We start from the raw sequence: 19,991 nt of genomic DNA, 5'->3' as shown, positions 1-19,991 counted from the left end.
TTCATGCCTGTGGACGCCGCTGGCTGGCGACGATGAAAGCCGCGATGACGGCGACAGGTATCGCCAGAAGCGCGAATTTGGTGACGATCAGAGACGAGGCGAAGGACAGTGAATCCGGATTGGCCGACAGCGCATCGGACAAAAGCCGCGCCACCGCAATGTTCTGGGCATAGTCGGCGCAGGTGTATGGAAGCACCACAGCCAGCGCCAACAGCGACTGAAACTGTACCGGCAGGGTGCGAAAGAGCTTCACCCGCCGCCCGGTGGCAAGGATCAGGCTGACCATGGTCAATGACAGCAGCGCCGGGAACATAAGGTCGAAGGTCAGATAGTGCCAGACGAGGATGATCTCGCTGCCGCGCCGGCCGAGTGCGGTCAGCCAGGCCATGCCCTCATCCGGCGTAAAACCGCCAAAGCGCACGTCGAGCGACGGCAGGCCGCCGCTCAACTGGCGGAAATAGAAGAACTCCAGCAGCGTCATGGCGATGAAAACCGCCGCGGAGGCAACGCATAGCGCGCCGGCATGACGCGACAGCCGCAGCACGATTGCCGCCTGGTTGCGCCAGAGCAAGTGCCGCTCCGGCTGCTGTTCAGGCTCCGCCGGGATAGTTCGGGCTTTCGCGGGTAATCGTGACGTCATGGGCGTGGCTTTCACGAAGTCCGGCGTTGGATATGCGCACAAAGGTGGCGCGCTCGCGGAAATCGGCAAGATCGCGGCCGCCGACATAACCCATAGCGGCTTTTAGCCCGCCTGCAAGCTGGTGCAGAACGCCAGACACAGGTCCTTTGTAAGGCACCTGCCCTTCAATGCCTTCCGGGACCAGTTTCAGCGTGTCGCGCACCTCGGCCTGGAAGTAGCGATCGGCCGAGCCGCGCGCCATGGCGCCGACCGACCCCATGCCGCGATAGGCCTTGAAGGAGCGACCCTGGTGCAAATAGACCTCGCCCGGGCTTTCGTCGGTGCCGGCGAGCAGCGAGCCGATCATGGCCGCACTGGCGCCGGCGGCGAGCGCCTTGGCCAGGTCGCCCGAATATTTGATGCCGCCATCGGCGATGACCGACACACCGGATTTGTGCGCCGTCTCGACCGCCGACATGATCGCCGAAAGCTGCGGCACGCCGACGCCGGCGACGATGCGCGTGGTGCAGATCGAACCCGGGCCGATGCCGACCTTGACGGCGTCGGCGCCGGCATCGATCAGTGCCTGCGTGCCTTCGGCGGTAGCGACATTGCCGGCCAGGATGCGCACGGAATTCGAAAGCTTCTTGGCCCGGGTCACGGCATCCAGCACGCGCTGCGAATGGCCATGCGCGGTGTCGATGACCAGCAGGTCGACGCCAGCGTCGATCAACCGCTCGGCGCGCTCGAAGCCGTCATCGCCGACGCTGGTGGCGGCGGCGGCGCGCAGCCGTCCCTGCGCGTCCTTGGTGGCGTGCGGGTTGAGCTGCGACTTCTCGATGTCCTTGACGGTGATCAGGCCGACGCAATTGCCCTTTTTGTCGACGACGACGAGCTTTTCGATGCGGTGCTGGTGCAGCAGCCGCTTGGCTTCGTCCTGGTCGACATTCTCCTTGACCGTGATCAGGTTCTCACGGGTCATCAATTCGTAGACTTTTTGCCCCGGATCCGAGGCGAAGCGCACGTCGCGGTTGGTCAGGATGCCGACCAGGCGGCCGATCTTCTGGCCACCGGTGCCGCCATTCTCAACCACCGGAATGCCCGAGATGGAATAGGTGCGCATCAGCGCCAGCGCGTCGGCAAGCGTGGCGTCGGGGCCGATGGTGACCGGATTGATGACCATGCCGGATTCGAATTTCTTGACCTGGCGCACCTGCTCGGCCTGTTCGGCCGGCGAGAAATTGCGGTGGATGACGCCGATGCCGCCGGCCTGCGCCATGGCGATGGCAAGCCGCGCCTCGGTGACAGTGTCCATGGCGGCCGAAAGGATCGGCACATTGAGGTCGATGTCGGTGGCGATGCGGGTGCGGATATCGGTCTCGCCGGGCATGACCTCGGAATGGCCGGGCTGCAACAGCACGTCGTCAAAGGTCAGCGCCAGCGCGCCGGTGGACGTTTCGATGATTTTTGCCATGGCCAGTCCTTCGAATACGAAAAAGCGCTGGGAGAATACAAAAAAGCGCTGGACCGCAATGGACAGCGCCGACTCGTTTCTTCCCTTTCAGGATTGGCGCTGGCTGGTAACACGTCGCGGCGCCGATGAAAAGCGGGTGATTGCCTATTCGGCGGACTTGCCCAGCAGAGCATCGAGCAGGGCATGGCGCGGCGATGCGAAAGGATTGACAACCGTTACGCCGCCCCAGGTGAAGCCGTCCTGCAGGTCTTCCGACAGCAGCAGCCGGCAACCGGTTTGCGAGGCAACGGAAAGGATAGTTGCGTCCCAGATGCCGAAATGGTGATCGGTCGCGAGATCGGCCGCCACCGTCATCACCTCCGGTGTGGTGCCGACAACCGGAAACGCGTCGCGCCAGCTCAACAAGGCGTCACGGGCTTCCGTGCGCGACCGTCCGGCCTTACGTGTCAGAACGGTGAACAGCTCGCCGAGCACCTGGACCGGAATGATGGCGGCCTCCTGCGCCATGTCGCGCAGCAGATCGAACACGATGTCACGCTTCTCGGCTCCGTTGATCCCCTCCGCATAGACAAGGATGTTGGTATCAAGCGCGACCTTCACCGCTCGTCCTCGTAAAGCTCGTCGCGGGTCCAGCGCCCGGCCTCTAATACAGGCTGGCGTTCGAGGCGCGACAGCAGCGCGGTGCGCGAGCGGGAAGCCACGGCGTCGGGCTGCCCTGCGGGCACGATCCGCGCAACGGGTCGTCCATGGCTGGTCACGACATAGCTTTGCCCTTCCCGAACACCGCGCAGGAGGAGCGAGAATTTGCGGTTGGCATCGGCTGCCGAAACGGCCTCTTCCATGAAAAAGCCCATATAGTAGTTATATTCACTACAATAATGCGTCGCGTCGCCTTTCGCAAGAGCTATTCCTCTCTGCTTGCCTTGGAACGCTGCCATGCCCGCGTGAGCAGGCGGTCGCACAAAAGTGACAGCAAATTCATGCGACATACGGGTAAAGGCGTGATAACCGCCTTTTCGTGTCGGCTTGCCCCGGTCAGCACGCACCTTTTGCCCAGTTCGGACGCGTTCGTTGAACCGCATCATTCCGCTCATACTGGCGGTCGCTCTTTTCATGGAAAACATGGATTCGACCGTCATCGCGACATCGCTGCCGGCGATCGCCGTCGACATCCACACCAGCCCGATCGCGCTCAAGCTGGCGCTGACCGCCTATCTGGTGTCGCTGGCGATCTTCATTCCGATCAGCGGCTGGATGGCCGACCGGTTTGGCGCCAAGAACGTGTTTCGGGCGGCGATCGGCGTGTTCATCCTGGGCTCGGTCGCGTGCGCCATCTCCAATTCGCTGCCGGCCTTTGTTGTCTCGCGCTTCCTGCAAGGCATAGGCGGCGCCATGATGACGCCGGTCGGCCGCCTGGTGCTGGTGCGCGCGACGCCGAAAAGCGAGTTGGTCGCCGCCATGTCATGGCTGACGGTGCCGGCGCTGGTCGGGCCGCTTGTGGGACCACCGATCGGCGGCTTCATCACCACCTATTTCACCTGGCACTGGATTTTCCTGATCAACGTGCCGATCGGGCTGATCGGCATCTGGCTGGCGACGCGCTTCCTGCCGGAGACGGAATCGATGGAGACGCCGCCGCTTGATTTCGTCGGTTTCGTGCTGAGCGGGCTGGCGGCCTCCGGCGTTGTCTTCGGCCTGTCGGTGGTCAGCCTGCCCTACCTGCCGCCGGCGATCGGCTTCATCACCGTGGCGGTCGGCCTGCTCTCGGGCGTGCTCTACCTCCTGCATGCGCGGCGCGCCAAAAACCCTCTGCTGGCGCTGGAACTGTTCCGCAACCAGGTGTTCCGCTCCTCGGTGCTCGGCGGCTCGCTGTTTCGCATCGGCATCGGCGCGGTGCCGTTCCTGTTGCCGCTGATGTTCCAGATCGGCTTCGGGCTGACGCCGTTCCAGTCGGGCATGATCACCTTCGTCTCGGCCATCGGCGCCATCGGCATGAAGTTCGTCACGGCGCTGATCTTCCGGCTAGCCGGCTTCCGCCGCGTTTTGATCTGGGGCTCGCTGATCGCCGCCGCATCGATCGCCATATACGGCCTGTTCACGCCGGAGACGCCTTACGCACTGATGCTGGCCATATTGCTGGTCGGCGGCTTCATCCGCTCGATGTTCTTCACCGGCGTCAACGCGCTTTCCTATGCCGAAGTGTCGGCCGAGGACACCAGCAAGGCAACGCCGATCACGGCGGTGTTCCAGCAGCTGTCGATCGCGCTCGGCGTGGCGCTGGCCGGCGGCATACTGGAAGTGTCGACCTCGATCCATGGCGGCCCGCTGACGCTTGGCGATTTCCACATCGCGTTTTTCATGGTGGCGGCGGTGTCGGCGGCGGCGTCAATATCGTTCATGCGGCTGGCGCCGGACGCCGGCAACGGGGTGTCTGGGCATGGCCGGCTGACGAGGCCGAAGACGCTGGAGTCGGTGAGCACGGCTGGGAAGTAGCGGCGGCCCGATCAGGCGTCGGCGTCCCCCGGCCCTCCGCCATGGCTCCGGGCGCTCGAGTCCTTCGGAACGTCCACTGGACGTTCCGATCCACCTGACGGCGGACCGGCCTCTCGCCCCTTAAAATCCTTCGCCAGCAAATACAGCTCCACCGACTCATCGCGCGACGCCGGCGGTTTGACGTGGTGGACCGAGCGAAAGTTCTTCTTGAGCATCGAAAGCAGCTCGTTTTCGGCGCCGCCCTGAAAGGTCTTGGCCAAAAAGTGCCCGCCCGGCTTCAGCACCGCCAGCGCGAAATCGGCTGCCACCTCGCACAGATGCATGGTGCGGATGTGGTCGGTTCGCTTGTGGCCGGTGGTGGGTGCTGCCATGTCCGACAACACGACATCGGGGTCGCCACCCAGCGCTTCGGCGAGCTTTTGCGGCGCTTCGGGATCGAGGAAATCCATCAGTAGCACGGGAGCGCCGGGCACAGCATCCATTTCGAGATAGTCGATGCCGATGACATGTGGATTCTCCGCCGTCGATTTCGTCCTCGCGGCCGCCACCTGGCACCAGCCGCCGGGCGCGGCCCCGAGGTCGATGACCTTCATGCCGGGCTTCAAGAGATGATGCTTGTCGTCGATCTCGATCAGCTTGTAGGCCGCGCGCGAGCGGTAGCCATCTGCCTTCGACCTCTGGACATAGGGGTCGTTGATGTGGCGCTGCAGCCAGCGGCGCGACGATTCCTTCAGGCCGCTCTTTTTCTTGATCCGCGTCTTCAACACGCGGATGCTTGCGGAGCCCGGCTTTTCTGGCTTCTTGGTCATAACGCTATTTCTTGTTTGAGTTTTTGCACTCGCCGCGTTGCGGCAGTTTTTCGGCGGCTTCGCGTTTCGCGAAGGGCTTCCCCCACTCCGTCGCCGCTTCGCGGCGCCACCTCTCCCCCCTCCGGAGGGAGAGGAAGGGAGCCGGCCAGCCTAAGCTCGCGCCTTTCCTCTCCCCCGTCGATCGGGGGAGAGGTGTCGAGCGAAGCTCGACGGAGTGGGGGTCGACTGTTCATGCTCGGCCACGCCCACTGTTGCGCCAGACGCCGTCATCGGCCATCAGCTCGCTCAAAATGCCTTCGCGCAGACCGCGGTCCGCAACGCGCAGTCGTTCCGACGGCCATACCGCGCGGATGGCTTCGAGGATAGCACAGCCGGCCAGCACGAGGTCGGCGCGGTCGGCGCCGATGCACGGGTTGGCGCAGCGCTGCTGGAAATCCCAGCCGACCAGTCTTTCGACCATGCGATCGACGCTGTCACGGTCCATCCACAACCCGTCGACCCGGCGGCGGTCGTAGCGTTCGAGGTCGAGATGGACCCCAGCCAGCGTCGTCACCGTTCCGGATGTGCCCAGCAGATGGAATTTTGGGCTGGCAAGCACATGGCTCAGCCGGTCGCGGCCGTCGAAGGACCTCAGCCGCACGGCGACGTCCTCGACCATGGCGGCAAAGATTTCGCGCGTCACCGTGCGGCCGCCAAAACGCTCGGCCAGCGAGACGACGCCGACCGGCAGCGACGTCCATGACACGATGTGGTTGGCAAGCCGCGGCGAACGCTGGCCGGTGAGGTCGATCAGCGCGATTTCGGACGAGCCGCCGCCAATGTCGAACAGCACTACGCCTTGTGTGTCGCGCTCGACCAGCGAGCCGCAGCCCGACACCGCAAGGCGGGCCTCGGTCTGGCGGTCGATGATCTCGAGTTTCAAGCCGGCCTCGCGCTCGACGCGCTGCAGGAACTCGACGCCATTGTCGGCGGTGCGGCAGGCTTCGGTGGCGATCAGCCGCGCCTTCTTGATCTTGCGGTTGCGCAGTTTGTCGCCGCAGATTTTCAGCGCCTCGACGGCGCGGTCCATCGCCGCCTGGCTCAGGTGCCCGTTGGCGGTCAGCCCCTCGCCCAGCCTGACGATGCGCGAAAAGGCGTCGATGACACGGAACTGGCCGTGCCGCTGCGGCACCGCGACCAAAAGACGGCAATTGTTGGTTCCGAGATCGAGCGCGGCAAACACCGGCAGTTCCTGCATCGGTGGCCGATGCATTGGCTGTTCGGGCTTGGGCTGCGGAGCCGGAGGCGCGGCCACAGGGGTCGGGGCGATGCTGACGGCCGGCGGGCCGGCCGCAACGAGATGGGCTGATACCGCCAGCTCATCGCGTGCAAAAACCTTGCGTCCACGCCGGCGCTTGCGCCGCTTTCTCGTTTTGCCTCGTTGAGGCTGGGCGTCACCGGCCTGTCCGTTACCAGACTGGGGCCCCGCCTGGCGGGGCCGCCCGGCGGATGGGCTTGGCCCGCCTGACGGCGGCGAAGCCCTGGACACGCCCACTTCCGGCGCGCCTGCGCCGGTGTCGTGGTCTTCCACTTCGGGTCCTTCCGGCGCCGCGCGAACCGGGAAACCGGACGCAGCAGGCACCTAAATGTTTTAAGTTGCCGCCAGAGTAGCAGTGCGGGACCGGATCACCAAGAGCAGCGGGGCAAATTTTGCCGGCATCATGCAGCGGCAATGCCTGCGGCGTTGAATAGCGGGCCCGTCCGGTTGAATAGCCGGCTTCAATGAGGCATTTCTGAAATGAGGGGCAATATTGGTGAATCGCGGATTTTTTCACGCCCGCCTGGGCGATGGGCAGCAACGCATGACGAGAACTCCATGAACTGGAGGCGCTATCTGTGGCCGGTCATCGGCATTGCAGCGGTGATCTTCTCGCTGCTGTTGCTGTGGCATGAGCTACGCGGTATCTCGCTCGACGATGTCTGGGATGGCATTGTCGCCATCCCCACCCGCGGCTGGGTGCTGGCGGCGCTGAGTTCGGTGGTCGCCTATGCCTCGCTTGCCGGTTACGACCACATTGCACTGCTGCACATCGGCAAAAAGGTATCGTGGCTGTTCGTCACCTTCTGCTCCTTCACCACCTACGCGCTGTCGCACAATATTGGCGGCTCGGTGTTATCGGGCGCGGTGATCCGCTACCGCGCCTATGGCACCAGGGGGCTGACCGGCCAGGATGTCGGCATATTGGTGGCGATCTGCTGGATCACCTTCGTGCTCTCCAGCCTGCTGGTCGGCGGCCTGGTGCTGGTGTTCGAGCCTGCAATCATCGGCCGCTTTTCCGGCGCGCCCCACCGCGGGCTGGCGATCGTCGCCGGCATCGCTTTGCTCATTCTGGTCGGCGCCTACATCTTCGGCAGCTGGCTGCACCTGAAGCCGTTGAAAATCGCCGGCTTCCAGCTGCATTACCCGGCGCTGCCGATCGTGGTGCGGCAATTGCTGATCGGGCCGATCGAACTTCTGGCGGCGGCGGCGATCATCTTCTTTGCCCTGCCCGTGGCCGGCAATCCCGGCTATTTCGTCATCCTCGGCGTGTTCCTGGTGTCGTTCTCGGTGGCACAGATCTCGCACGCGCCGGGCGGACTCGGCGTGTTCGAGGTCGTGTTCCTGGCCGGCCTGTCGCAGATGGACCCGGTCGGCGTGCTGGCCGCACTTCTGGTGTTCCGCCTGTTCTACCTGATCATCCCGCTGCTGATCGCGCTTGGCGTGGTGCTGTTCTTCGAGCATTCGCAATACAGCCGCGGCGAGACGTAGCGCCCTGCCCGCCGCGCATCGACGGAGCAAACCAAAAGCCCATGATTGAAACGCAACGCAGGCTTGACTATTTTCCGGCGGCGGCTACAAGGCACGCGCGGCCGCATCGGCGGCCCACCAGCGCGACAGCGCCTGCTGGGGAATAGGTTAACGGTAGACCCACGGACTCTGACTCCGTTAGTCCTGGTTCGAATCCAGGTTCCCCAGCCAAGTCGCTTCCCCAGAGGCAAAGATAGAGAGCCCCGTATAGCGGCCCTTTGTTTAACTGCTCGGCATATGTTGATGTTTTGCGTAGGCATCGCCGGACGAGTCATTCTTCAGCTGCTTCTTTACCGCCTTGCAGTTGACGTCCATGAGCCACTGTTGAAAATCGATGGGGAAAATCACCGGCAAGAAGGCAGAGCTCATCCTGTGGAACACCACCGGGCCGGATTGGCCGCCTGCCGCTGATTATCAGGACAAGGCGAGCGCGTTTATTGCCTTGCCGGTATCTGGCACCAGGCCGGGACCAAAGTCCGGCTTGTGACCCGCCTTAAGCAAGTGCAACATCGCCGAGAAAACCCGACGGTTGAGGGCCTGGATCACAACAGATAAGGCGGCCCAGGCTCCTGGCTTTTCGGGGGCGATGTTTGAGGGAGCAGCGCATTGTTCGTCGATTACTACGAACTCTTGGAGATCAGCCCGAACGCCAACTCGGAGACGCTTGAGCGAATATTTCGCTATTTTGCGATGCGCTATCATCCCGACAATCAGCAAACCGGAAATGAAGCCCGCTTCAGTGAAATAGTTGAAGCACACAACGTCCTGAAAGATCCGGTCAAGCGCGCTCAATACGACATCTCCTATCGAGAGCATGCCGGTCTGCGCCTTCAATTGGCCGAGGAAGCAAGCGACGGCAAAGGCATTCAGAAGGACGCTGTGGTCCAGGCCAAACTGCTTTCTCTGCTCTATGTGAAGCGCCGCCAGGATGTCAGCAATCCCGGCATTGGCGACGTCGAAATCGAACGCTTATTGGGCTGTCCGCGAGAGCATCTCGAGTTCCATCTCTGGTACATGAAGGCGAAGGGATGGATCGCAAGAATTGAGAACGGGACAATCGCGATCACGGTTGAAGGCGTCGACCGCGCCGATTCCGAACTGCGTCGCGATAGCAGCGTTCGGCTCCTGGGATCGTAGAACACTGAACCGTTGACCTAGAGCAATTCCAGGAAAAGTGTGAGCGGTTTTCCGTCGGGAATTGCGTCAAAACAAAGAGATAGAGCTTTTCGCCGTTTTCGTTAAACGGTGAAACGCTCTGGGCTACTGGCAGGTCCGGCGGTCAAAACCCTAACGCGAGGGAGTTTTTCGGCTGCTATGCGTCCGCGCAGACGCCGAGCTCGCAAAGCCTGGCGTTGGCCTCCTCGACGCTCATTTCCACCGGCGAGATCGCCCTGTATTCGACCGGCTTGTCCTGCCAGTCCTTCGAAGTGAACGTCCGCCCGGCGAGCTTGAAGATGGCTCGAACCGCTACGCCTGACACGTGCGGCATTTCCGTCGAGCAGATGGCGAAAGCGGTGTAGGCTGGGGTCAGCCCGCTGCGGGCCGCATCGCGCTCGACGTCGCTGCGGCAGCGCGTCACGCCGATCCCGGAAAAATCGCTACGGCGCAGGATAACCACGCCCTTGCCGGGGAGGCGTGCATAAACGCCGGTCTGGTCGAATGCCTGGCTCAGATAATACGTGCCGGTATCCCCGTTGAAATCGGGAAAGGTGATCCAGGCGTGCAGATATTGCCAGAAATAGATCAGGACCACAGCTGCGACGGCCAGCATGGCGGCACCGGCGCGCTGCTGCGGCGGTGTCGGCTTCCAGCCGAAAATCCAGCCGCGCTCCCTGACCACGCGCGGCGTCGCCAGCAGCGGCGCAGACGGGCTGCCGCTGAATACGCGCCAGCGCGTCTCTATTTCCTGCCACAACTCGTCGGCCGTTACGGTCAGCAGGTCGTGGTGGAAGGCGACTTGCACCATCTCGTCCCTGGGAACGAAGTGGACGTCCCAACCGGGACCCCGCCCCCACCACGATTTGACCGGATTGTTGGCGTCGAAAAATTCCCGCGACACAAGCGCGGCCGTCACGTCGCGGAAGATATGACCCTTCGCCCCCCTGATGTCGATCAGTTCGAGACCGTGGATCTCGCTCCACGGAATGCGGAGTTCCTTGTTCTTTGCGATACGGAACAGGATACCGGCGGGAGACAGCTCGAGCATCGGCTTTCGAGGGCTGTTGCGACGATGAAAGGCAAAGCCGATGTAGACGAGGCTGGCAAAGATGATGAACAATGCGACCACCCTCGCCTCGCTATCGTCGCTGCTGTCGCCGCCGCGCGCGAGAAACAGGACCAGGATGGCAAGAGCCATGAAACCCAGCGCCCAGGGGATCTTCTTGAACAGATATTTTTCGATGCCGAAGGCCCGCGTCGCGGTGGCGTCGACCTCTTTGCTGTTCGCGCTGGTGTCGCTCATGGGGTCGCCATCAAGGCTCTTCGTGCCCAATACTACAGCACCGGGCGACACGCTGCGTCAATGAAGTGTATCACAGATGGCCAGCCGCAAACCGGCCGCTCGGGGCGAGATTCCCGGAGCGAAAAAGATTGGTGGCGGCTGGTTTGTGGTACTGGCTAAGCTTCGTCAAAGGTTCCTCCCCAAGGCCGCGTCATGCCCACCGATAGCCAGTACATTCTCGAAAGCATGCGCCAAGGCTGCGTGACGCTTTCCGATGAGGAGTTCGTCATCGACAGGCTGGTGAAGTATGTCGGCAATGGCAGGATCCGCTGGCATGTCGAATTGTGTGGGCATCGCATCGAGCTGACCACCGGGCAGATCAAGAAGCAGCCTACTTTCCGCAGGAAAATCCTCGAACAGGCCGGTGTGCTGCCGCCCCAGCGCGCAGGGGCCGACTACAGGCGATGGGCACTCGATCTGAGGCGGAATGCCGTCGAGCTTCCCTGGCGCGACAGGCCGGTCGATGCCGGTTTCGCCATCGACAGGCTCACCAGCCACGGCGATGGGCGCTGGACGGTTGAATACCAGGGCAAGGCGATAAAATTCACGACGACCAAACTGCGCCGGCAGCTCAGTTTCCGCAAACGCATGCTGGCCAAGGCCAAGGTGCTGCCGCCCGAATTGACCCCGATTGCCTATCGCAAGTGGATGGACTGGCTCATTCAAAACGCCACCGAGGCTGTTCCTGTGGCCGGCGAATCCACGTTGACAGAGAAGAGCTGGCTTGACGACCTGCCGGAGCTGGCCGGATGGCAAGGTGAAGCCCCGCCAAAACGGACCGACCAGGGCGACGACAGCCAATAAAGATTTATCCGCATTTTAACTAATGTAGATCATCCTTACGGATTGTGTTCTCGCGGCTTTTGGACAGAGCAGCATGGTCGACCTTGTGGATGAGGATGAGGTTCCAGCACCCGGCCGATCCGGACGCTGGCGCGTAATAGCTTTGACGACACTCCAGATCGTCCCACCGGTCATTTCGGTAGGATGCGCCATCATGGCCGGCTATTTCGCCTTTGCGACCTCCAGCAAAAAGCCGCCCGCAGACATGGCAGCACTGGCCGTGTCGATCATGAAATCGGGCGATGCTTCTCCGGAACTGCGCGATTGGGCTGCGGACGTTCTGGGAATACAGACCGATATCGGAATGCCTGCCAAAACTGCCCAGCAATAACCACCTACCAGGTCTGACATTCCTGCGGCAGGAATATGGTCGCCGCCCAAGCCGGCGGCCGGCGCCGCTCATCCAAGAGATTGCCCGAGGAGGCGCCGGCCAGGCGGGCATTGGGGTACCCGCCATCGCTACATTAGCATTCGCGCATTGACCTGGAATGGCGCGAACGCGGAAGGTTGGCAGCCGCGGCACTACAGCAATTTTTCCCAAGACGAGGGAACCCTCAACGCTGCAATGGTTGTGACCCGGCGTCTTGGCGCGGCTTGCCCCGGAGACCAGCATGATGACGTTTCTCACCGCTCTCGGATCTGAAGGTCCCCCGGCCGACCGGGCGAAAGAGATGAACCTCTATGGATGGTTGGTTGGCAGCTGGGACATGGAGACGATCCACCACCGCAACGACGGCACAGCTGAGAAAATGGACGGCGAATGTCACTTTGGCTGAGTGCTGGAAGGCCGCGCCATTCAGGACATCTGGATCAGGCCCAGGCGCCCTTCCCAGTCCACCATGTATGGCACGACCTTGCGCGTCTTCGATCCCGGGATCGGTGGCTGGCACATCATCTGGAGCGATCCGCTCAACCAGGACTATTCGCGCCAGATCGGGCGGGCCGAGGGCAAGGACATTGTCCAGATCGGCGATGACTCGCGCGGTCTGCAGGCCCGGTGGCGGTTCACCGAGATCACCGCCGACAGCTTTCACTGGATCGGCGAGGAGAGATCCGCCGAGAGCGACCCCTGGCGCGTAACGTATGAACATTTCGCACGCCGGACGGGTTCCTGAAGCACGCCTGCGCTTTTTGCTGCCAGCTTCTGGCAGCAGCCGGGCATCTAGTGTCCCAGCACCTTGGCCTTGCAGGCTGGCTAAGGTCGGGCAGGTGCCAACATAGATTAGCGCGAGCTTAACCAACGCCAAGCCAGTATCTCAAAATCCGCCGAGACAAGCGCGCCAATAATCTCTTATGTATTGAGCGCGAATAGCGGGTAGACAAGCGAAGATTCCAATAGCATTGTTGGCATTGGGACGGGGCTCGACTGGCAAGCGCTAACGATGCTTGTCGGTGGTTGGCAACAGCTAAACCGTACAGCCGCAATTGCCACGGTTGTAAGACAAGGAGTCCCAAGGATGCCGAACCCGAGCCAGACCAGCGATCAATGGTGGGTCAACGACCAGACGCCGGATAACCCGTATGGCAAAAGCGAAGATTACGAGTCCTACCTCGACTACCTTGGAGCGCTGGACCGGTCGCTGACGCCGGCGATCGCGGCGGGAACGCTTAGGATCAATGTCACCGAGCTCAATGATCATCCCGAGTACAAGGCCGCCGCGATCGGCGCCTTGCAGATGTGGGCGCTTGTCACGCCTTTGAAGTTCGAAATCGTCGACGATGCGCCCTACAACAGCGCAACGGACTGGATGCAGGTTGTCAGCCCCGAACTGGGCGAGGAAGACGACGGCAGCGCCTATTCCAACGACCGCTATGTCAGCATAGGTCAGCGTTTCCATGACACCGAGCAAAACAAGACGGCCATTGGGGGCTATGTCTTCGATTCCTTCATCCATGAATTCGGTCATGAGTTCGGCCTGAACCATCCCGGCCTCTACAATTACAGCGGTCCCGGCGGCGTCCAGATCAACTATCTGAACAACGCGACCTGGACCTACGACCGTCAGCAATACAGCGTCATGTCCTATTTCGACGGGATCGATGTCGGTGAAACCACCCGTTGGTCGGCGTCAACGCCGATGATGGCCGACATCGAGGCTGTCATCCGCCGCTTTTTCTCGACCGTCGACGAGAACGGGGTGCGCACCTATCAGCATATCGACCTCAACACGGGCGACAATGTCTACGGCTTCGGCAGTACCGTGGATGGTTACCGGCTCAGCGCCTCGGGCATGCAACACGATTTCGGTTTTGTCATCCATGACACCGGCGGAACCGACACGATCGACTTCTCCGGCTCGACAGCGGGCACGATCCTTGACCTGCGCGCCGGACAATTCTCCAGCGTCAACGGCCACAGCAACAATGTGTCGATCTTTGCCGGGCACAACGCCGATGGGACCGACTATTACATCGAGAACGGCATCGGCAGCAGTCATGACGACGTCCTGATCGGCAATGACGGAAACAACGTGCTGGATGGCCGCGGCGGCGGCGACCGCATGGCCGGCAATGGCGGCGACGATATCTATTTCGTCGACTCCCTCGACGACATCGTGCGCGAGGAAGCCAATGGTGGCAATGACACGGTCGTTCTGCTGTCCCGGAACTTGAATATCCGGAAAATCGCCAACGTCGAACACATCATCTACGCCGACGAGTCGACACTCCAACCGGGAGATGGCGGCAGCGAAACGCCTCCCATCATCGGCGACAACACGATGACCAGTGTCATCTTCGGCGACAATGGGAATAATACGCTCGACGGCGGCGCCGGCAACGACACGATCTTCGGTCAGGGCGGCGATGACCTCATCATCGGCGGCCGCGACTCGCTCGCCAGCCGCGACATCAACAACACCATCGACGTCGCCGACCTTGAAGACCAGACCGAGAGCGACGACGGCAATGACACGCTCTATGGCGGCGGCGGCAACGATACGATCCTCGGCGGCCAGGGCAACGACATCCTCGACGGCGGCGCCGGCGACGATACGCTGAGCGGCCAGGACGGCATCGACATATTCAGGGGCGGCGCAGGCGTCGACACGGTCGACTTCAGCAAGGAGAGCCCCTTCCAGCTGCTCGTCAACCTCGAGACGAATGTTGCCAATGGCGGCACCGCCACGGGCGACACCTTCTACAGCATCGAGAACCTGATCGGCTCCGATGACCGCATCGACCGCTTCATCGGTACGTCGGCGGCAAATCATTTCTGGGGCCGGGGCGGTGGCGACTATTTCAACGGCGGCGGCGGCAACGACATACTGGATGGCGGCAATGACGGCGACATCCTGTACGGTGAGGCCGGCAACGACACGATCATCGGCGGCGCCGGCCAGGACTATCTGGATGGGGGCGCCGGTATCGATACGGTCGTCTACGAAGGCAGTTCCTCGGGTGTCACGATCGACCTCGCCAATGGCACGGCCAGCGGCGGCGACGGCGATGGCCCGGTGCAGATCGTCGGGCGCGGCACCGTTATCCGGCACGACATCCTCGCCGGCTTCGAAAACGCCGTCGGTTCCTTCTTCGACGACCATCTCATCGGCAACGCCCAGGCCAACAAACTTTCCGGCGGCGCCGGCAACGACACGCTGACCGGCGGTGGCGGCGCCGACACATTGAATGGCGGCGCCGGCAGCGACACGGCGGACTACGCCGACGCGACCAGCGGGCTCAGCCTTAAGCTGGGTGGCGGCAAATCCGGCGGCGACACCTATATCTCGATCGAAAATCTGGCCGGTTCGGGCTTCAACGATCGCCTGACGGGCGACGGTTCGGCCAATGTGCTGACCGGCCAGGGCGGCGTGGACAAGATCGACGGCGGCGGCGGCGATGACACACTGCTCGGCGATTTCGCCTATCAGGGCGATGCTCCGCCCCGCCCGGGCATGGGCACCGGCTACGCCACGCTCGGACCCGATGCGACGAACAATTCGACCTCAACCGCCTTCGACATCTCGAACAACTTCTCGCTGGCCGCCGACCCCGACATCTTCGATTCGACGACCACCCTTCACACCACCGTCGACGCCACCGGGAACGGCCTGGGCGGATATTACAGCATCAACCTGGCTGCCGGCACGATCATCACCATCGACATCGATGGAATTGCCGACCCCAATGTCCATGACAGCATCGTCAGGCTACTGGACAGCGACGGCAATGTCGTCGCCCAGAACGACGATGGCGGCAACGACCCGGGCTCCAACAACGGCCGGGATTCGAGCACGAGCTTCATCGTTCAGGAAACCGGAACCTACTATATTCTGGAAGGCCGCTGGTCGGACACGGCTCCGGGCGATGGCTGGGTGGAAGAGGTGCCGGACGGCTCGACATACAAGCTGAACGTATCGGTCGAATTCCCGCCCGCGCCGGCTCAGCCGGGGGTTGCGGGCGCCGATACGCTCAACGGCGGCGGCGGCAACGACCTTTTGGATGGCGGGCTGGCTGCCGACACGCTGACCGGCGGCGCGGGCCAGGACTATTTCCGCTTCTCGACAGAACTCGGGAACGGCAATATCGACTGGATCAAGGACTTCAAGGTCGCCGACGATACGATCCTGCTGGACAACCTGATCTTTGCCAGCGTTGGCGGCGACGGCGCCCTCGCCCGGGGCTCATTCTACAAGAGTGCAGCCGGTGCTGCTCATGATGCCGACGACCGCATCATCTACGATACCGACAATGGAATATTGTCTTACGACGCCGATGGTTCTGGACAGGAAGCAGCCATTCAATTTGCGCACCTGAACACAAATCTGGATCTTTCGGCTGCGGACTTCATTGTCATCTAACGCGTTACCAGGAGGGGGGCTTTCAGGCTTCCCTCCTGAAGCGCGTCGCCGCAGCGAAAAGGGAGAGGACGCAATGACCGACCGCCGCACAGTATTGATGGCCGCAGGAGTTGCGGCTGTCGCCGCGGCCGCCGGGGCAGCCGGAGCAGCCGCTGCGCAGTCGACAGATATTCGCGGCGCAGTCACGTTCGTGGGCGGCAAGGCTATCCCGGAAGGTCGTCTCGAGATCTATCTCGAGGACCTCGCCATTCAGGACAGTGCGCGACGTCGGGCCGCGAAAACCAGTCTCAAAAGCGAGGGCGGGTCAAAGACGATAGAATTTTCGTTGCCCCTGCCCGCAAACTCGACGGCTTCACCGACGCTGCAGGTCGTTGCCCGCCTGGAGCGTGCGGACGGCTGGCTGGTGGCGCGGGGCAGCGCCCAGTTCGAGGCGGGCTTACCCGTCCATGTCACACTCAAGGCAGTTACGTATTGAGGGGCGAGATGCCATATCCTGATTGCGAGCTCGCATGCAGCTGACGCCATCGCCGCCGCTTACGCTGGTCGGAATTCTGGCGTCGTTTCGACGTGCTTTTTCAGGCATTGTCCTGATGAGCGGGGTCGTGAACGTGCTGACCCTGACCGGCTCGTTCTTCATGCTGCAAGTCTATGACCGGGTCGTTCCGGGTCGCAGCGTGCCGACACTGGTCGGCCTGGCGGTGCTGGCGGGAACACTGTTCGTGTTTCAAGGGGTGCTGGAGCTGATCCGCTCTCGCCTCATGGTGCGGCTGGGACAGGGGTTGGACGCAAAGCTGAGCCCGTCGGTCTATTCGGCGCTGATGCGCCTGCCGCTGCGCGCCAAGCCTTCCGGTGACGGACTGCAGCCCTTGCGGGATCTGGATCAGGTTCGCGCCTTTATCGGCAGTCCCGGGCCGACCGCGCTGTTCGACCTGCCATGGATGCCGCTCTATATCGGCATCTGTTTCATTTTTCATTTCTGGATCGGCGTCACCGCGCTTGCTGGCGCCGTTGTCCTGTTTGCACTGACGCTTCTGGCCGAATTCCGGACCCGCGGCCCGACAAGGATCGCCGGACAGCACGCAGCCGTCCGCAGCACATTGGCCGAGGCGACAAGGCGCAATGCCGAGGCCATGCAAGCCATGGGTTTTGGCGGGCGTATCGCCGAGCGATGGCATGCCGTCAATGCCGAGTACCTGAACGCCCATGCGGCAGCCAGCGATGTGGCGGGAACGCTTGGCACGATTTCCAAGATCCTGCGATTGATGCTGCAATCGGCCATGCTGGCGATTGGCGCTTATCTGGTCATCCAGCAAGAGGCGACCGGCGGCATCATGATTGCAAGCTCGATCATGATGGGAAGAGCACTGGCTCCGATCGAACTGGCGATAGCGCATTGGAAGGGCTTCATTGCGGCGCGGCAAAGCTGGGCACGCCTGAAGCAGCTGTTGGCTGCGCTGCCCGAAGGCGCAACCGGCGTAACCCTGCCTGCGCCTGTCAGCGCGTTGGCGGTTGAGAATGTCAGTGTCGCGCCACCGGGCGAACGGACGCCGGTGGTGTGGGACGCCAATTTTTCACTGGCCAAGGGAGCGGGTCTGGGAGTCATCGGCCCGAGCGCTTCCGGTAAATCGTCGCTGGTGCGTGCGCTTGCCGGTGTCTGGTTGCCGGCGCGGGGCGCCGTGCGGCTGGACGGCGCGACGCTTGACCAGTGGCCGACCGACGAGCTGGGCAAACATATCGGCTATCTGCCGCAGGATGTGCAGTTGTTCGACGGAACGATTGCGCAGAACATCGCCCGCTTCGACCCGGATACGTCATCCGATATGGTGCTTGCGGCGGCCAAGGCCGCCGGCGTGCATGATCTCGTCGTGCATCTGGCCGACGGTTACGACACACGGGTTGGCGAAGCCGGCGCGTCGTTGTCGGCGGGGCAACGGCAGCGCATCGCCCTTGCGCGCTCTCTCTATGGCGATCCGTTCATGGTCATCCTGGACGAGCCGAATTCCAATCTCGATTCAGAGGGTGAAGTCGCCTTGTCCGCCGCCATCCAAGGCATCAGGGACCGCGGCGGCATCGTCATCGTCGTCGCGCACCGGTCCACTGTCCTGGCCAATGTCGATACCGTGCTGGTGATGGCCAATGGGCATGTGCAGGCCTTCGGTCAGAAGGATGAGGTGCTGAACAAGGTGTTCCGATCGGCAGCACCGCTCAAGGTCGTTGCCGCCACCGAGCGAGGCGTTCCGGCATGAGCGAGGACAGAGCCGCTTTGCATCATAGGCAGGTCCACCGCTATCTCGTGGCTGGGGTTGCTACCTGTCTGCTGCTCGTCGGCGGTGTTGGCGGCCTGGCGGCAGTGACCAAAATGTCGGGTGCGGTGATCGCAGCTGGCCGGCTGGTGGTCGATTCCAATGTAAAGAAGGTTCAGCATCCGACGGGTGGCGTGGTCGGCGAGATCAGGGTGCGTGAAGGCGACCGGGTCAAAGCGGGCGATATTCTGGTGCGCCTGGATGAGACGACAACGCGCGCCAACCTGGCGATCGTCTCAAAAGGTCTGGATGAGTTTTATGCACGGTTGGCGCGCCTGGAGGCAGAGCGTGACGGCAAGGACACGATCAGCTTTCCGGAAGTATTGACATCGCGGCGCGACGAAGCCGGTGTCGCCGCATCGATGGCCGGAGAACAATCGCTGTTCGATTTCCGACGCCAGGCGCGGTCCGGCCAGCGATCGCAATTGCGCGAACGGATCGCCCAGTTGACGCAGGAGACCGCCGGTCTGACCGAGCAGTTGCAGGCGAAACGCCGCGAGATCGAGCTGATCCAGATCGAGCTGGAAGGCGTGCGGTCCCTGTGGCGTCGCAAGCTGATAGGAATCGAGCGCATGACGGCGCTGGAACGGGACGCGGTGCGGCTCGAAGGCGAGCATGGGCAGTTGACCGCGGGAATAGCCCAGGTGAAAGGCAAGGCGGCCGAGATCGAACTGCAGATCATCCAGATCGACCAGGATCTTCGCAGCGAGGTCGCGACCGATTTACGCGAAACGCAAGGGAAGATCTCCGAGTTCGTCGAACGCAAGGTAGCGGCCGAGGACCAGTTGAAGCGCATCGATCTGCGCAGCCCGCAGGATGGCGTGGTGCTGCAGTTGGCCGTGCATACGATCGGCGGGGTCATCACGCCCGGCGAACAGGTGATGCAGATCGTGCCGGTAACGGACGACCTGACCGTTGAAGCGCATATTGCACCGCAGGATATCGACCAGGTGACGATGGGCCAGAGTGCGATTTTGCGCCTGTCGGCCTTCAATCGGCAAACCACGCCGGAACTGACCGGGACGCTGTCGCGGATCTCGGCGGATCTCACCACCGAAGAGCGCACCGGAGCAGCCTTCTACGTTGCGCGGGTGACGCTGCCGAAAACGGAGGTCGCCAAGCTGCGCGGGCTGGCGCTGGCGCCCGGCATGCCGGCCGAAGTGTTCTTCCCGACGGGCGATCGGACGATGCTTTCCTATCTGGTGAAGCCGCTGTCGGATCAGATCCAAAAAGCTTTCCGGGAAGAATGACGGCGGACTTTTGAGAGCTGAAGCATCGGGACCGGCTGGTTGCCGACCCGAAGGGGTAGCTCCAGCTCCGCCGC

At 62.5% G+C, this 19,991-nt stretch carries 19 protein-coding genes and 1 tRNA gene; 13 read left to right on the top strand and 7 right to left on the bottom strand.

Annotation, left to right across the window (positions count from 1 at the left end; genetic code table 11):
- Position 1: 1 nt before the first annotated feature.
- From AC1DXM_RS23480 to AC1DXM_RS23465, 4 genes are all read right to left on the bottom strand, one after another.
- Positions 2–547, bottom strand: a complete 546-nt coding sequence (locus AC1DXM_RS23480) for a hypothetical protein (RefSeq protein ID WP_477236653.1) — start codon at positions 545–547, stop codon at positions 2–4.
- A 43-nt stretch (positions 548–590) separates the two neighbouring features.
- Complete coding sequence (guaB, locus tag AC1DXM_RS23475) at positions 591–2,093, bottom strand: IMP dehydrogenase (protein WP_112563527.1); 1,503 nt, start codon at positions 2,091–2,093, stop codon at positions 591–593.
- Between the two features lie 144 nt (positions 2,094–2,237).
- Positions 2,238–2,693 carry a PIN domain-containing protein gene (locus AC1DXM_RS23470; protein ID WP_477236621.1) on the bottom strand — a complete coding sequence of 152 codons (456 nt, stop codon included), beginning with the start codon at positions 2,691–2,693 and terminating at the stop codon, positions 2,238–2,240.
- Entirely contained in the window at positions 2,690–2,935 is a 246-nt protein-coding gene (locus tag AC1DXM_RS23465) for a type II toxin-antitoxin system Phd/YefM family antitoxin (RefSeq protein WP_112563531.1), read from the bottom strand. The genes AC1DXM_RS23470 and AC1DXM_RS23465 overlap by 4 nt, the downstream gene beginning before the upstream one ends.
- Positions 2,936–3,164: 229 nt before the next feature.
- On the opposite strand from AC1DXM_RS23465, the gene AC1DXM_RS23460 reads away from it, so the two are divergent.
- Positions 3,165–4,586, top strand: a complete 1,422-nt coding sequence (locus tag AC1DXM_RS23460) for an MFS transporter (RefSeq protein ID WP_477236619.1) — start codon at positions 3,165–3,167, stop codon at positions 4,584–4,586.
- A gap of 11 nt (positions 4,587–4,597) precedes the next feature.
- Here AC1DXM_RS23460 and AC1DXM_RS23455 read toward each other — a convergent pair whose 3' ends face one another.
- Both AC1DXM_RS23455 and AC1DXM_RS23450 read right to left on the bottom strand, forming a co-directional pair.
- Positions 4,598–5,395 carry an RlmE family RNA methyltransferase gene (locus AC1DXM_RS23455; RefSeq protein WP_477236617.1) on the bottom strand — a complete coding sequence of 266 codons (798 nt, stop codon included), beginning with the start codon at positions 5,393–5,395 and terminating at the stop codon, positions 4,598–4,600.
- 229 nt (positions 5,396–5,624) lie between these two features.
- Entirely contained in the window at positions 5,625–6,965 is a 1,341-nt protein-coding gene (locus AC1DXM_RS23450; RefSeq protein ID WP_477236615.1) for a Ppx/GppA phosphatase family protein, read from the bottom strand.
- 285 nt (positions 6,966–7,250) lie between these two features.
- On the opposite strand from AC1DXM_RS23450, the gene AC1DXM_RS23445 reads away from it, so the two are divergent.
- From AC1DXM_RS23445 to AC1DXM_RS23430, 4 genes are all read left to right on the top strand, one after another.
- Complete coding sequence (locus AC1DXM_RS23445; protein WP_477236613.1) at positions 7,251–8,183, top strand: lysylphosphatidylglycerol synthase domain-containing protein; 933 nt, start codon at positions 7,251–7,253, stop codon at positions 8,181–8,183.
- A gap of 136 nt (positions 8,184–8,319) precedes the next feature.
- Positions 8,320–8,393: transfer RNA gene (locus AC1DXM_RS23440), tRNA-Gln, on the top strand.
- A 163-nt stretch (positions 8,394–8,556) separates the two neighbouring features.
- Positions 8,557–8,709, top strand: a complete 153-nt coding sequence (locus AC1DXM_RS23435; RefSeq protein WP_477236611.1) for a hypothetical protein — start codon at positions 8,557–8,559, stop codon at positions 8,707–8,709.
- A gap of 119 nt (positions 8,710–8,828) precedes the next feature.
- Complete coding sequence (locus AC1DXM_RS23430; protein ID WP_192253100.1) at positions 8,829–9,359, top strand: J domain-containing protein; 531 nt, start codon at positions 8,829–8,831, stop codon at positions 9,357–9,359.
- 175 nt (positions 9,360–9,534) lie between these two features.
- Here the strand turns inward: AC1DXM_RS23430 and AC1DXM_RS23425 are convergent, their stop codons facing one another.
- The gene (locus AC1DXM_RS23425) at positions 9,535–10,683 is read right to left on the bottom strand and encodes a hypothetical protein (RefSeq protein WP_477236609.1); all 1,149 of its coding nucleotides are present in this window, start codon (positions 10,681–10,683) and stop codon (positions 9,535–9,537) included.
- A gap of 192 nt (positions 10,684–10,875) precedes the next feature.
- Here AC1DXM_RS23425 and AC1DXM_RS23420 point away from each other — a divergent pair, with 192 nt between their 5' ends.
- The 8 genes from AC1DXM_RS23420 (at position 10,876) to AC1DXM_RS23385 (ending at position 19,917) form a co-directional block, all read left to right on the top strand.
- A complete protein-coding gene (locus tag AC1DXM_RS23420; RefSeq protein WP_477236607.1) occupies positions 10,876–11,526 on the top strand; it encodes a hypothetical protein in 651 nt (216 codons plus the stop codon).
- 193 nt (positions 11,527–11,719) lie between these two features.
- Complete coding sequence (locus AC1DXM_RS23415) at positions 11,720–11,896, top strand: hypothetical protein (RefSeq protein ID WP_477236605.1); 177 nt, start codon at positions 11,720–11,722, stop codon at positions 11,894–11,896.
- Positions 11,897–12,176: 280 nt separating this feature from the next.
- Complete coding sequence (locus AC1DXM_RS23410; RefSeq protein ID WP_477236603.1) at positions 12,177–12,341, top strand: hypothetical protein; 165 nt, start codon at positions 12,177–12,179, stop codon at positions 12,339–12,341.
- A gap of 63 nt (positions 12,342–12,404) precedes the next feature.
- Positions 12,405–12,680, top strand: a complete 276-nt coding sequence (locus AC1DXM_RS23405; protein WP_477236601.1) for a hypothetical protein — start codon at positions 12,405–12,407, stop codon at positions 12,678–12,680.
- Between the two features lie 342 nt (positions 12,681–13,022).
- Positions 13,023–16,364 carry a M10 family metallopeptidase C-terminal domain-containing protein gene (locus AC1DXM_RS23400; protein WP_477236599.1) on the top strand — a complete coding sequence of 1,114 codons (3,342 nt, stop codon included), beginning with the start codon at positions 13,023–13,025 and terminating at the stop codon, positions 16,362–16,364.
- Positions 16,365–16,437: 73 nt separating this feature from the next.
- Positions 16,438–16,839 (top strand): hypothetical protein, encoded by a 402-nt coding sequence (locus tag AC1DXM_RS23395; RefSeq protein WP_477236597.1) that lies wholly within the window; start codon positions 16,438–16,440, stop codon positions 16,837–16,839.
- 34 nt (positions 16,840–16,873) lie between these two features.
- A complete protein-coding gene (locus AC1DXM_RS23390) occupies positions 16,874–18,610 on the top strand; it encodes a type I secretion system permease/ATPase (protein ID WP_477236595.1) in 1,737 nt (578 codons plus the stop codon).
- Positions 18,607–19,917, top strand: a complete 1,311-nt coding sequence (locus tag AC1DXM_RS23385) for an HlyD family type I secretion periplasmic adaptor subunit (protein WP_477236593.1) — start codon at positions 18,607–18,609, stop codon at positions 19,915–19,917. The genes AC1DXM_RS23390 and AC1DXM_RS23385 overlap by 4 nt, the downstream gene beginning before the upstream one ends.
- The last annotated feature ends 74 nt before the right edge of the window (positions 19,918–19,991 follow it).

The sequence above is a fragment of the Mesorhizobium sp. P3_A2 genome (genome assembly GCF_056403115.1).
The sequence above is the reverse complement of the archived record's forward strand: the minus strand, read 5'-3'. Positions and strand labels throughout refer to the sequence as shown.